Origin of the sequence: Thermoplasma sp., assembly GCF_008709555.1 — an archaeon.
Lineage (GTDB): Archaea > Thermoplasmatota > Thermoplasmata > Thermoplasmatales > Thermoplasmataceae > Thermoplasma.
This window is the reverse complement of sequence record NZ_VYIJ01000012.1, coordinates 1-13,383: the sequence shown is the minus strand read 5'-3', so window position 1 is coordinate 13,383 and position 13,383 is coordinate 1. Positions and strand designations below refer to the sequence as shown.

Sequence of the window (13,383 nt, the reverse complement as noted above, 5' to 3'; positions counted from 1 at the left end):
GAATCGACGGATCATAACATAACTTTAATCTATTATGTATTATTATGCTACATATGGATAGTTTCTGGAAGAAGAAGCTGGAAGGATTCAATACAGAGAGAAAGAATGAAGAATATGAAAGATGGGTTGCCAGCACCCTTGCACCATGGAACAGGCAGACAGGCTATAGGGAAAGAAAATATCAGAATTCATCAGAGATCACGATCAAGGAGGTATACACAAAAGAGGATGTCCAAGACCTGGAGAAAAAGCTGGGCATGCCTGGTGAATACCCCTTTACCAGAGGCATATATCCCAACATGTACCGGGGCAAACTGTGGACGATGAGGATGTTCTCGGGTTTCGGCACGCCGGAGGATACCAACAGGCGTCTGCATTATCTCATTGAAAACGGAGAAACCGGGCTCAGTATAGCCTTTGATATGCCAACCCTTTACGGCTATGACGCGGACAACCCCAGATCCGAGGGCGAAATAGGAAAATGCGGGGTCAACGTTTCAACTTTGAGGGACATGGAAACCATCTTCAAGGGCATCGACCTGAGCAAAGTTTCAACATCGATGACCATCAATGCACCAGCGGCCATTTTAACTGCCATGTACCTTGCAATTGCCAAGAAACAGGGTGTACCTTTCGACAAGGTTTCAGGTACCGTTCAGGCGGATATACTCAAAGAGTACATAGCCCAGAAGGAGTGGATGTATCCCCCTGAGGCGCACATCAGGATAATAAGGGATATGATGGTTTACTGCACAAAAAACGTTCCAAAATGGAACTACATAAGTATATCCGGTTATCACATCAGGGAGGCTGGTTCAAGCGCTGTACAGGAGCTGGCATTCACGCTTGCAGACGGCTTCTATTATGTTGATCTGGGTATCAAGGCCGGCCTCAACGTTGATGACTTCGCGCCGCGTCTGTCCTTTTTCTTCAATTCTTCCATAAACTTCTTCGAAGAGATCGCCAAGATGAGGGCCGCAAGGCGCATATGGGCCACGGTCATGAAGGAAAAATACGGAGCAAAAAATCCGAGATCGATGATGCTCAGGTTCCACACGCAGACATCGGGTTACACGCTCACCTGGCAGCAACCGCTCAACAATATAATACGCACGACCATAGAGGCCATGGCTGCAGTCCTCGGTGGTACGCAGAGCCTACACACGAATTCGTATGACGAGGCATGGGCTCTTCCGTCTGACGGAGCCGTTAAGGTCGCTCTGAGGACGCAGCAGATCATAGCTGAGGAGAGCGGTATACCGGATGTGATAGATCCCCTTGGAGGATCATATTACGTTGAATGGTTGACGGACAAAATGGAAGAGGAGGCATACAGGTACTTCGACAGGATAGAGAGTATGGGTGGCATATTAGAGGCCATAAAGAAGGGATACATACAGAAGGAGATAGCTGACACTTCATACAAGAGACAGAAGCGCCTTGAAAGCGGCGATGAGATAATGGTTGGCGTGAACAAGTACGTGGAGGAGGGTGAGGAGCCAATCAATTACCTGAAGATAGACAAGAAGGCTGAGGAGGCTCAAATTGCCAGGTTAAGGGAGATCAAGAGGACAAGGGACGAGGCAAAGGTTAAGAAGGCGCTTGAGGATCTCAGGAGAGCGATGCTGGACGATAACGAGAACCTGATGCCTTACTACATCAGGGCTGTTGAATCATACGCGACTGTTCAGGAGATATCAGACGTAGGGAGGGAGATATTTGGAAGCTGGAAAGAACCTGTCATCGTCTAGGCCCATAAAGGTGCTTCTTGCCAAGCCAGCTATAGATGGCCATGATAGGGGCATTTTCGTGCTTGCGAGGGCGCTTAGGGACGCTGGCATGGATGTCATCTATGCTGGTCTTCTCCCGACGCCTGAGCAGGTTGTGGATATAGCCATAAGCGAGGACGTGGATGTCATAGGGCTCAGCCTTCTCAACGGTGCGCATATGACCGCTTTCAAGAAGGTTGTTGATCTGCTCAAGGAGCGGGGTGTGGAGGATATCGCAGTCGTTGGCGGCGGTATAATACCAGACGATGACAAGCCGAAACTGGAAGCCATAGGAGTCACGGGCAACTATGGCCCTGGAACCCCTCTATCCACCATAATAGAACACATACGCAAGCGTGGAGAGGAAGCAAGAAAGAAGAAGGAGATGTGAATGGACACGCTTTCCATCGTCAGGGGCATAACTGCAGGCGATCAGCGGATAGTGGCCAGAGCCATATCTATAATCGAGGAGGACAACGATCGCTCCTACGAGATAATAAGATCGATATACGGCATGACTGGCCACGCACATATAATAGGTATAACTGGTCCACCGGGTGTCGGAAAGAGCACGATGATCGGGGTGCTCTCCAGAAAGCTTACGGAGATGGGAAAGAAGGTATCAATACTCGCGGTGGATGCCAGCAGTCCCTTCAGCGGAGGTACGATACTTGGAAACAGGATAAGGATGCAGGATACGCTGTCAAGATATGGCATATACATGAGGAGCGTTTCTAACCGTGGCATGACCGGCGGCCTGTCACGATCGACATGGAACATAGTGAAGGTGCTTGATGCAGCTGGAAGCGATTTCATAATAATCGAAACAGTGGGTGCAGGGCAATCGGACATAGATATCGTTTACCTAGCTGATACAGTCATAGTGACCTTGGCTCCTGGCCTCGGGGACAGCATCCAGGCCATAAAATCAGGGATGATGGAGATCGGCGACATCTTCGTTATAAACAAGATGGATCGCGAGGACTCATTTTTCGCGCTCAAGGACATCATGGACAACGTTTACGAGAGGAACGGCTGGATGCCACGCGTCGTGGGAACAAACTCGCTTAAGGGTGAGGGTTACGATGATCTCATAAGGGCCATCGATGATCATCGCACTTTTTCCGTGGCACATGGTGGAAAGAGAAGAATAAGGTACAGGGAGGAGGTCAGGCTTGCGCTCTCCAGGATCGTTGAAAGGCATGTCTGGAAGGAGTTTGGAAAGCTTCTGGAGAGCGGGGAAATGGATTCCTACTATGATGAACACCTGGATCCAAATACCGTCGCAACCGAGATATTCGCGCAGAACAACGGTTTGTCCCAGGGAAATTCTGTGGAAAGAAGAGTAGAATTCTGATCATAAATCAATCAGCATTCCCATGGCTAGTATTTTAGTCAGCGCACCTCTGTTCTACACCATAGTCAGCATACTGGATACATGGATTGGGACCAAGCGCTATCTATAAATAACGTGGTCCCATGTCTTTAGTGATAGAAATGGTTCGAGTTCTAATTCTTACGGGAGATGCTGGTGAATCGCTTGAGGTCATGTATCCCCTACAGAGAATGAAGGAAGAGGGTTTTGAAGTGGATGTTGCCGCGCCGGAGAAGAAGAAGATTCAGCTCGTTGTCCATGACTTCGAAGAAGGTTTCGACACCTATACCGAGAAGCTGGGATACAAGCTGCAGGCCGATCTGGCATTCAAGGATGTCGATCCATCGAAGTACGATGCACTCATAATTCCCGGAGGTAGAGCGCCGGAGTACATCAGGAACAATAAGGATTTCATCCGCATAGTCAGATACTTCTTTGAGAAGAATAGCCCAGTGGCGGAGCTCTGCCACGCCCCGCTTGCGCTTGCAGCTGCTGGTGTGCTGAAGGGAAGAACGACGGCGGCATATCCTGCGCTGGAACCGGACGTCATCGGTGCCGGTGGGCGTTTCGTGGATGGAGCTGCGGTCATAGATGGAAATCTAGTTTCAGCACGTGCATGGCCCGATCACCCGGAATGGATGAGGGCATTCATAAAGCTACTAAAGGAGAAAGTTAAAAAATAAAAAAAGTATATATATTTTTATATATGGACGGCCTTGTGCACTGCATCGTCCATCAGAGCAAGTGCGTAGCCGGTCATCCTCTCGAGTTCCTTGTTGGATTCTGATGAACTCTTTAGGTTCTGCAGGATCTCGTGTGCATTCCTTCTTATCCTCGGCGCCATGTTGATGTCCTCGGATTTGAACATGCTTATGATGTTTTCCATCGTGTTTATGAGCAGCAGTATCTCATCCCTCAGTTTCATATCTTCCTGCTTTATGTTGTTGATGAGCAGTCTGGTGTGTGTTATGAACCTTCCGAGGTCCCTGGAGGCCACGGCATAGAGGATTATGTCCTTTATCGGGACATCCAGCTTGTACTTGTCGTCACGCTGGACAGTCAGGGCTATGCTCCTGATCAGTTTGTAGTAATCCGAGTTCAGCGCGAGGCATCTTGACGTGAGATCCTGCTTCATGTCCTCCCTTGGTGTTTCTATCACCTTTGTGACGTCCTTGAGTATGGAAAGCGCCTTGTTAGAAAAATCGAAGAATGAATCCTGAACCTTCAGTATGTCTTCATCCACCTCGAAGATCAGAGAGTTGAAGGTTTCCTCCTTGAGGTTCAGGCCGGGCAGCTCAAGCTGCAGCATCTTTATCCTGTCCTTAACATCTCTGGAGATCACATCCTTCGACTGCAGCGATATCTTTGTCATGCCCTGCATATAGTAAACGGAGATTAGATATTCAGCTGTCTCCTCGTCTGTATATTCTATAATCCTCTCTGAATTGAAATCCTTCTTCGGCCTTATCTTTATTATCCCTGAAGACTCAAAGACCTCGACCTCCCTGGTAACGTCGAGGCCGTTGTCTCTTACCCAGTCTGAAGGCAGAGACACTATGTAGCTTCCTCCCTTTATCTTCTGAATTCTTCTGAGATTAGTTGACATTTCAATGGGGAGATTTATAATTTATATAAACCTTTTGCCATCATTGATCGAAATTCGTAAGGAAATATTAGTTAAATTTTTGAAATAAATCATAATCAATGATCCATTTATAATATTTTAGTATAAAGATATTTACAATTCAGGGTTGCATCTCTCAAGCAGATTGCGCTATGGATAGCTTTATATTATATATCATATAATCTGGAGAAATAGCGACTTCATGATCATGTCTATCAGATCATAATCGGGAGAATTTCCGCTATATGTCCAGTATGATGTGATCATTTTCGTATAAAAATAGTATTATCTGTGCAATTTTTGCATATAAGGAAAGATTGTTCTCTTTGTTTCGAATTTATCTTTATGAAATTCAACACGATATACCTCTATGCGATCACGCTGGCGGTTGCGACTTTCGCCCTTGCCGTCATTTCTTACATCGTAAGCGGGCAGGCCCTATGGTGGGGTGTCACTGGTGCAGAGAGCCAGATGGGTGGGGTATTCTGGAGCCTGTTTGGCCTGCATGTTTCCAACCTGGCATACTACCATGTTTATCCCATACCGAAGATAGGAAGTGCATTCACATGGTTTCTGGTCTTTGGCATAATACTTGGGTCCTTCGCCGCTTCTCTTGCCAGGGGCGAGTTCTCCATAAGGCAAGTGCCGAACCGCAATCTTGCCATACAGGCCCTTGCGGGTGGCATACTCATAGGATACGGAACTAGGATGGCTGGTGGCTGCAACATAGGTGACTTCTACACAGGATTCGCTACCGGAAGTTTCTGGGCTTTTCCATTCTTTCTGTCCATGGTTTCAGGGATATACCTAGTGATTCAGTTGTCCAGATACAGGCCCACGTCAGGATTCTTTATATCCGCGAAGCCAACATCATCTTTCATCTGGCCATCTCGGAAGACGCAATATGCCGTTCTCTCCGGCGTTATAATTGTCGTTGCGATACTGATCTACTTCTTTCAGGATGCGATGGTCAGGATATGGCTCATCTTCGGCCTTATCATCGGATCTGTCGGATATCTCGGAACACTTTGTTTCCAGACATCATTCCGTGAAACGATCGGTGTATCAAAGGAGAGGCAGATGATCAGAGCCATTGCCATATCACTCCTCGCAGTGTCCATTCTCGCACAGATTACCATACTCGTACTTCATATGCGCACCAACTTCTTCTTCGATCAGAATCAGAGTGTCCTCTATCAGATCCTCGGTGGATTCATATTCGGTATTGGGATGGGACTTTCCTTTAACTGCACATACAGCATGGAATGGAGGATGGGATCCGGCAACGTTCAGGCGCTGATAACATTTGTAGGTCTCACGTTCATAGGTGCGCCCCTATACGCCGTGTCGTATTCATTCTGGCATTCGTTCATACCTGTGGTTGTCGCTCCGGCACCATACTGGCAGTTCTCCATATACAGGTATGGGGTTCCCGGCGCCCTGGTCATTGATCTGTTCCCCGTGGTCTGGCTTCTGGTGTTCGGCTACAGGAAACCAAGATCGAATTTCAGATCTTCGGAAAGATCGAAGGAGTCGACGGAAAAGATCGTGCACTGATATATTTGGACTGAAGATGCAGCCGACGGAACTATTCATTGAGAGGCCGACGATTTCCATTATATATATAATTCAAATATAGTTTGCAATGATAGACGTAAAGCTCCTGAGGTCCAATAGAGAACTGTTTGAAAAAAACTGTGAATACAGGGGTGTAGATAAGGCACCCATAGAGGAGTTCTTCAGGCTTGACGAGGAATGGAGAAGTATCAACAGGGAACTGAACACCCTTAGATCACAGAAAAATAAGGAGACCAAGAAGATAGCAGATCTTATAAAGGGCAATAATGACGCTTCAGCTGAAAAGAAGAATGTTGAAGAGATCAATGTCAGGATCGCGGATCTGGAAAACAGGCTGAGAAAGATAGAGGAGGAACGCGACCGGATACTGTGGACCATACCAAATCTCGTGCATGAAAGCGTTCCTATATGCTTTGGCGATGAAAACAACAGGCTGGTAAGGTACGTCGGCCATGCGAAGGTATTCAGAGACGACCTGGAGGAGTTCAGGAAGAATTCAGGAAATAGCGATGATTACGAAATAGTGGATGAGAGGCCGAAGAGCCATGTCGATCTCGGTCAGGATCTGGACATAATCGATCTTGAGAGCGCAGCGCGTATATCAGGATCGCGCTTCTACTTCATAAAGAACAGATTGCTAAAGCTGGAGATGGCTCTGGAGAACTACGCTGTTGATTTTCTATCGCAGCGTGGATTCTCAATAGTTGAACCTCCGTACATGCTGAATCTGGAGAGCATGCGTGGCGCTACGGATCTGGAAACGTTCAAGGATACGCTGTACAAGATAGAGGGTGAAGATCTCTATCTCATCGCGACATCTGAGCATTCAATAGCGGCCATGCTCTCGAATCAGTTCCTAGAGGAGAGGGAACTGCCGGTGAGGGTAGCCGGTATATCGGCCTGCTTCAGGAGAGAGGCCGGTGCACATGGAAAGGACACAAAGGGCATATTCAGGGTGCATCAGTTCAACAAGATAGAGCAGTTCGTATTCTGCAGGCCAGAGGATTCGTGGGATTTCCTTGAGGAAATATTAGGCAACGCTGAGGCAATATACAGGAGTCTCGGGATCCCATACAGGATCGTCAACGTATGTTCTGGTGAGCTCGGGAGGCTTGCGGCAAAGAAGTATGATATAGAGGCGTGGTTCCCGGCGCAGGGTAAGTTCAGGGAGATTGTATCGGCATCAAACGATACAGACTATCAGGCAAGATCACTTAACATAAAGTACAGAACAAGCGAAGGTAACAAATTCGTTCACACGCTGAACAGCACCGCAATTGCAACGACCAGGATATTGGTAGCTATAATGGAGAATTTCCAGGAAGGAGACAGGATAAGAATACCCGATGTTCTGGTACCGTACACAGGATTCCAGTACATAGAGAGGGAATGAGGTTACGTTCCCTCATCCCATGAGTTCAGGTATCTTATCTGATCTTCGTTAAGCTGATCCAGTTCGCCTCCGAACTGCTTCAGCCTTATTTCGGCAACATACCTGTCTATGTCGGCAGGGACAGGATAAACCTTCCGCTCCAGTTTATCATGGTTCTTCACCAGGTATTCGGCTGTCAGGGCCTGAAGCGCGAAGCTGAGATCCATGATCTCCACTGGATGGCCCTGTCCAGCTGCCAAATTGACCAGGCGGCCATCCGCTATAACGTCAACGGTATTCCCATTTTCAAGCCTGTATCTCTTGACGAATTCGCGAACGTCTTTCTTTTCCAGCGATCTCTTTTCTATTTCGGAAACTGCGACTTCGTTGTTGAAATGGCCGGCGTTGGCGAGCACCACATTCTTCTTCGCAACAAGTGCATCCTCGTATTTGACGACGTCCTTCATCCCTGTCGCAGTGATGACCATGTCTGCGTCCCTTATGGCATTATTCATTTTTCTGACCTGGAAACCGTCCATTATAGCCTCGTTTGCCTTTATCGGATCTATTTCGGTGACGACCACGTTTGCCCCCATGCCCTTTAGCCTCATTGCTATGCCACGGCCGCAATAGCCATAGCCAGCAACAACCACGGTTCTTCCAGCGATGAGAAGGTTCGTCGCATTCATTATGCCATCAAGCGTGCTCTGTCCGGTTCCGTACCTGTTATCGAACAGATGTTTCATGTTTGCATCGTTGACATCGAACATGGGGAAGAGCAGAACACCGGATCTCTCCATTGCCTTTAGTCTCTGGACGCCAGTGGTGGTCTCTTCGTTTCCGCCGAATATGTTCTTCGCAAGATCCTTTCTCTCGGTGTGCACGATCTTAGTAAGATCCCCTCCATCATCTATTATTATATCGGGTTGAACATCAAGCGTGCGGTAAAGGTATTCATAGTACTCTTCGTTGGTTTCGCCCTTCCTTGCGAACACGGGCATCCCATAATCTTCCTTGAGGCTCTGGACGACAGAATCATCTGAACTTAGGGGATTGCAGGAAGCCATCTTGACTTCGGCCCCGCCTTCCTTGAGCAGAAGCGCGAATATGCCCGTCTTCGCTTCCACATGAAGCGCCATTGCAACCCTTATTCCCTTAAACGGTTTTTCAGCCTGAAATCTCTTCCTTATCTCCGCCATGACTGGCATGTGGTCCCTTGCCCATGCCAGTCTGAGAAAACCCTTACTCTCTGCCATGCATCGAATATAACGCTGACGTTGATAAAGGTTGATCTTTATGACTAAATTCTTAATTAGTTAAATGAAATTCAGGCGTTGTGTTTGAGAATACTTTCCGGAGGATCGGTACATTTTCAGCTAGGCACAGCGCCGCGGTCATTGTTGCCTGGATCATAGTTATCGTCGTTGTTGCTCCCTTTGCGCCTGCATTGTTTTCTGATACCAGTTACAATATAGCGAGTGATATAGTGCCGCCAAATTCGCCTGCCAATATCGCGTCAAACCTGCAATCGCAGTACTTCAATTCATCGAATGATTCGTCCTTTGTCATCGTTACGAACAATACCAGCATTGACACTCTTACCTCTCTACACGCATTGATGAGCATGCAAGGCGCAATAATATCATATCTCGACAGAAACGGTTTCAGTGCAAATGCCTCGAGCATAATCACCATTGAGAATGATACTCTCAGATCCGTGTCGCTATCCCTTGGAAAGGAGCTTTCCGGTATCTACAAGATCAATGTCAATCTTTATGGTGAGAGCAATAAGCTGAATCAGAGCCTGTATCTAACCGCGAGTTTCCTGTTTGTGCCCGCAGTGGTCTATGTCCAGAATTTCAGTAATGAATTTAAAGTGAGCGAATATAATTTATCAAGGGCAGAGGAAGCCGGGTACCAAAGCGCTAGCTTCTTAGAGGGAGAATTCTCAAGCACACCTTATGGGGTTCTTTCTCCCGTTTATCTATCCGATTTTTCTGCCTACATGAATAAGACCTTGAATAATACTAACATAAAAGATGCTCTTGAGATAGCAAATTCAGCCGTCAATAAGACTTCACTTGCACTTTCCAAATACATCTCATCAAGCAATCAGCTTTTTTCCTCTGAGATACTGGCTGTAGACAGCAATCTCACCATAATGGATTTCTCAAATCTGTCAAAATATACGTCCTTTGCAGAGCAATTCACGGTAAATACGATAGCTCCAGGCCTCTCCAGCTATTCTTCCCTAATCTCTGGGCTCAATACAACCATAAATAGATTTGTAACCGCAATAGTCAATGTTTCGTTCGCAGGAAATTATGCCGCTATCCCCCATCTGACATCAACGGAGGTCTATAATGGTACCATATACCAGTTTAATGGAAATCCCCTTGTTTCATTAAACCTCAGATATCTTGAACCTTATCTAAGCGATTTGCTTAATTCAGGAAACACGAGCGATTCGTATATTAACAGCACGGTAAACAGCACCATCTATGATGAGACTTTTCTGCAGTATCCTGTTCTTCCATCGCAGTACGTTATGGGATCACTTGTTGGGTACGGAAATACAACGGAGATATTTTCCTTTACTCTCAACAAAAATTACACCATATCGACACTGAATTCGGTGAACAAGATTGCAGCTTCGTATGTTGCTGTTAAACCGGTAAATGGTATATACTACACGGCCGGAACTGACGTTCTCAGCCAGCAGATAGAGCAGGAAGTGATGACGGGCCTTGTCCGAGCGCTGATAATAGGCATCGTCCTCTCCATACTCATAGTTGGGCTGTTCTTCAGGTCCCCGGTTGCGGCGTTCCTTCCATTCGGTCTTTTCGTCATGTCATCCATAATATCATTCGGACTGAATGATCTCCTGTACCGCTATGCTTTGCATGCCACCGTATCATTTGTCACGCCAACGCTGTTGTTGATACTTCTCCTCGGCTTGACCAGCGATTACGTCGTCTACATCATGTCAAGATATAGGAGGGAGCTCTACAGAAACGGCGGCGATCCGATACCGGAATCATCTAAATGGGCTGGGCATGCCGTGTTCACTTCCGGTATAACCGTGGCACTTTCATACATAGTGCTTTACCTTTTCAAAGTGCCAATATTCAGCGATGCTGGTATAACCAATGCTGTCGGCGTCGTGGTCTCCATAATGCTTGCAAACACGTTCCTCATAGCATTGTTCAAGAGGCTCGGCTACCGCACGTTCTGGCCGGCAAGGAACAAGAAGATACCAATGGAAGGCACCATGGAGAAAATATCAAACACCGTACTCAGGAACAAGAAGAAGATCGTTGTAATATTCATTGTCGTGGCGTTCGGTGCACTTTATGTTTATGCATCAACGCCGACCAATATGAACGTGTTCAGCCTGATACCGCCAAGCAGCGGAATACAGTCTGCCGTGGTCGTCAATCAGAGCTTCCATCGCGATCTTTTCTTTGAGAGCTTCGTAATACTGAAATTCAACAGCCCAGTGATCGTTAACGGCACTTACAACGTATCGGAGATGAACCAGATCACAAAGTTGGAGAGCATGATGGCAGGTCTGAGAGGTGTTGCCAAGGTGTACGGGCCGACGTATCCATACGGCCAGTACGTCAACATCGATAGACTTCCTTCCAACTATGTTTCCACGTACAGATCGCAGATAAACACCTACATAGGCAGCGATCCGCACTACGTCATGGTTGAATTCGAGCTATCGAATATAAGCTGGTCAAACGCTGCAGCATCCTTCATAAATTCATTGCCGTCAAAGATCTCATCATATATGGGGAACTCGATCACGTTCTACGTTGGCGGACTCACAGCGGGTCTGGATGCGGCCTACAGCCATACACTGAGAACGTTTGAGGAGATGATACCGATACTTGCAGCCTCGATCTTTGTGATACTGGCGATACAGCTGAGCTCCGTATTCACGCCACTCAGGCTGATACTTATGGTCCTTGCCTCGGTCATCGTTGGCCTTATGATCATATACTGGATCGTGTATTATATATATCATCTGCCCATAATAATATTCATGCCCATGTTCACCTTCGTGACACTGCTGGCCGTGGGCCTGGATTATGATATATTCATGATAACCCGTGCCAGAGAGGGCGTAATGAAGGGCATGACTGATGAGGAGGCTATAACCACCAGCATCAGAGAGAACGGTGGAATAATAGTGACGCTCGGTTCGCTGCTCTTCGTCACATTTGGTTCGCTTTACTTCAGTGATCTTCAGCTGATAGAGGAGATCGGAGGAGGCCTTGCCATAGGCGTTCTCATAGATACCTTCCTGAGCTGGCCATTCTTTGTACCTGCAGTTATGCTCCTGATGAAGAAGTGGAACTGGTGGCCATCGAAGATCAGAAAAGCTTAAATACTAATTTTTAATATTAGGTTGTCAACCAAAGGTTGACAAGTGGGTGGTGAATATGGCGAAGAAGGATGAATTTGATGATTGGGACGACATGTTTGACGAGTTCTTCAAGGACTTCGGCATCGACATAAAATCCCTGAACAACAGGCTCATGAGGATATGGAACAGGATACTTAACGATCCGAACATGACCATGTCTGAACCATACGTGTACGGATTTACATACAGAATTGGCTCCGACGGAAAACCTATATTCCAGGAATTCGGTAATGTACCTGGTATAACCAGGGGGGCGAGGCCTATAGAGCGCGGAGTTAGGGAACCGATAACCGACATTAACGACGATGACAAGAAGGTCTACGTGACATTCGAGCTTCCTGGCGTCAGCAAAGACAGCATAGATCTCAAGATATCTGAATACAACATAACGCTCAACGTGGACGAGGACCAGAGGAAATACTACAAGAGCATAGACTTCGATTACAAGCTCAAGCCAGAGACAGCCACAGCGAAATTCAACAACGGTCTGCTCGACGTTACTGTTGAGAAGGCGACCAGCAAGGAAGGCAGTGGCAGGAAAGTTTCGATAGAATGATGGACGACATAGATCTTTTTATATCTGCCATTGAAAATTCGACCAGGCGAGAGATCATAAGGATGCTTACCCAGCTCGAGAGATCCTATGCTCTTGAGCTGAGCAAGAGCATCGGTTTGAGTCAACAGGCCATTCTCAAGCAGCTTGAACTTCTAGAGAAGGCTAACCTTGTGACCAGTATAGGGTTTGTTCCTAGTGATCTTGGTGCCAAGCGGAAGGTCTATCTGCCGTCAGGTTTCTCATCGGTCTTCATCGACTATGGCCGCAATTTCTTCGATATAAGGAGGTTACCTATTGAGAATACGGAGGCAAAAATCGATGGGCTGTCAGATGCCATGAGACGCCTCAGGGAGATCAACAGGCAGATCGATGATCTCACCAGGAGACGGACGGATCTCATAAGGGAGAAGGATGGACTTATAAGTGCCATAAAGGAAAGTATCGATGATGACGACGAACTCATCAGGGAGATCGTCACCGTATACCTTGACACGCTGAGCGTCAGCGAAACGGCCAAGAATACAGGATTGAACGAATCTGAGGTTATGGATATACTTGTCAGCCTGGGCCTTATTGAAGACAGTATAGAAGAATGATTTTTCATTTACAAAAAGATAAGCTGCGGATAATATTCAATCCATGATTCAGCGTTTTTTCAATACGTCTCGATTTAG

General features: G+C 46.9%; 11 protein-coding genes. 9 read left to right on the top strand and 2 right to left on the bottom strand.

The genetic code is table 11. The annotated features are described in order from the left end of the window. Positions 1-53 precede the first annotated feature (53 nt). The 4 genes from F6Q11_RS05405 to F6Q11_RS05390 all read left to right on the top strand — a co-directional run bounded on the left by F6Q11_RS05405 (position 54) and on the right by F6Q11_RS05390 (position 3,827). On the top strand, positions 54-1,751 hold the full coding sequence (locus F6Q11_RS05405; protein ID WP_297026946.1) for a methylmalonyl-CoA mutase family protein: 1,698 nt from the start codon (positions 54-56) through the stop codon (positions 1,749-1,751). Then, the gene (locus F6Q11_RS05400; protein WP_297026945.1) at positions 1,720-2,160 is read left to right on the top strand and encodes a cobalamin B12-binding domain-containing protein; all 441 of its coding nucleotides are present in this window, start codon (positions 1,720-1,722) and stop codon (positions 2,158-2,160) included. The genes F6Q11_RS05405 and F6Q11_RS05400 overlap by 32 nt, the downstream gene beginning before the upstream one ends. Further along, positions 2,161-3,126, top strand: coding sequence for a methylmalonyl Co-A mutase-associated GTPase MeaB (meaB, locus tag F6Q11_RS05395; protein ID WP_297026943.1), 966 nt, complete (start codon positions 2,161-2,163; stop codon positions 3,124-3,126). Positions 3,127-3,266: 140 nt separating this feature from the next. Continuing rightward, a complete protein-coding gene (locus F6Q11_RS05390; RefSeq protein ID WP_297026941.1) occupies positions 3,267-3,827 on the top strand; it encodes a DJ-1/PfpI family protein in 561 nt (186 codons plus the stop codon). A gap of 17 nt (positions 3,828-3,844) precedes the next feature. Here the strand turns inward: F6Q11_RS05390 and F6Q11_RS05385 are convergent, their stop codons facing one another. Continuing rightward, positions 3,845-4,750 (bottom strand): AbrB/MazE/SpoVT family DNA-binding domain-containing protein, encoded by a 906-nt coding sequence (locus F6Q11_RS05385; protein ID WP_297026940.1) that lies wholly within the window; start codon positions 4,748-4,750, stop codon positions 3,845-3,847. A gap of 363 nt (positions 4,751-5,113) precedes the next feature. On the opposite strand from F6Q11_RS05385, the gene F6Q11_RS05380 reads away from it, so the two are divergent. Next, complete coding sequence (locus F6Q11_RS05380) at positions 5,114-6,325, top strand: YeeE/YedE thiosulfate transporter family protein (RefSeq protein ID WP_297026938.1); 1,212 nt, start codon at positions 5,114-5,116, stop codon at positions 6,323-6,325. An 88-nt stretch (positions 6,326-6,413) separates the two neighbouring features. Beyond that, a complete protein-coding gene (gene serS / locus F6Q11_RS05375) occupies positions 6,414-7,739 on the top strand; it encodes a serine--tRNA ligase (RefSeq protein WP_297026936.1) in 1,326 nt (441 codons plus the stop codon). 2 nt (positions 7,740-7,741) lie between these two features. Here the strand turns inward: serS and F6Q11_RS05370 are convergent, their stop codons facing one another. Continuing rightward, positions 7,742-8,974, bottom strand: coding sequence for an adenosylhomocysteinase (locus F6Q11_RS05370; RefSeq protein WP_297026934.1), 1,233 nt, complete (start codon positions 8,972-8,974; stop codon positions 7,742-7,744). Positions 8,975-9,054: 80 nt separating this feature from the next. On the opposite strand from F6Q11_RS05370, the gene F6Q11_RS05365 reads away from it, so the two are divergent. Genes F6Q11_RS05365 through F6Q11_RS05355 form a run of 3 tightly spaced genes read left to right on the top strand, consistent with a single transcriptional unit; the run spans position 9,055 to position 13,305 of the window. After that, positions 9,055-12,114, top strand: coding sequence for an MMPL family transporter (locus F6Q11_RS05365; protein ID WP_297026932.1), 3,060 nt, complete (start codon positions 9,055-9,057; stop codon positions 12,112-12,114). A gap of 55 nt (positions 12,115-12,169) precedes the next feature. Beyond that, positions 12,170-12,709 (top strand): archaeal heat shock protein Hsp20, encoded by a 540-nt coding sequence (hsp20, locus tag F6Q11_RS05360; protein WP_297026930.1) that lies wholly within the window; start codon positions 12,170-12,172, stop codon positions 12,707-12,709. Continuing rightward, positions 12,706-13,305: an ArsR family transcriptional regulator gene (locus F6Q11_RS05355; RefSeq protein WP_297026929.1), complete on the top strand. Its 600-nt coding sequence runs from the start codon at positions 12,706-12,708 to the stop codon at positions 13,303-13,305. The genes hsp20 and F6Q11_RS05355 overlap by 4 nt, the downstream gene beginning before the upstream one ends. Positions 13,306-13,383: the final 78 nt, after the last annotated feature.

What these genes read in the sequence shown, in the direction of transcription:
- F6Q11_RS05385 (WP_297026940.1), bottom strand. Translation starts at nt 4,750, where the DNA reads ATGTCAACTAATCTCAGAAGAATTCAGAAGATAAAGGGAGGAAGCTAC.
- F6Q11_RS05405 (WP_297026946.1), top strand. Translation starts at nt 54, where the DNA reads ATGGATAGTTTCTGGAAGAAGAAGCTGGAAGGATTCAATACAGAGAGA.
- meaB (WP_297026943.1), top strand. Translation starts at nt 2,161, where the DNA reads ATGGACACGCTTTCCATCGTCAGGGGCATAACTGCAGGCGATCAGCGG.
- hsp20 (WP_297026930.1), top strand. Translation starts at nt 12,170, where the DNA reads ATGGCGAAGAAGGATGAATTTGATGATTGGGACGACATGTTTGACGAG.
- F6Q11_RS05380 (WP_297026938.1), top strand. Translation starts at nt 5,114, where the DNA reads ATGAAATTCAACACGATATACCTCTATGCGATCACGCTGGCGGTTGCG.
- F6Q11_RS05370 (WP_297026934.1), bottom strand. Translation starts at nt 8,974, where the DNA reads ATGGCAGAGAGTAAGGGTTTTCTCAGACTGGCATGGGCAAGGGACCAC.
- F6Q11_RS05390 (WP_297026941.1), top strand. Translation starts at nt 3,267, where the DNA reads ATGGTTCGAGTTCTAATTCTTACGGGAGATGCTGGTGAATCGCTTGAG.
- serS (WP_297026936.1), top strand. Translation starts at nt 6,414, where the DNA reads ATGATAGACGTAAAGCTCCTGAGGTCCAATAGAGAACTGTTTGAAAAA.
- F6Q11_RS05355 (WP_297026929.1), top strand. Translation starts at nt 12,706, where the DNA reads ATGATGGACGACATAGATCTTTTTATATCTGCCATTGAAAATTCGACC.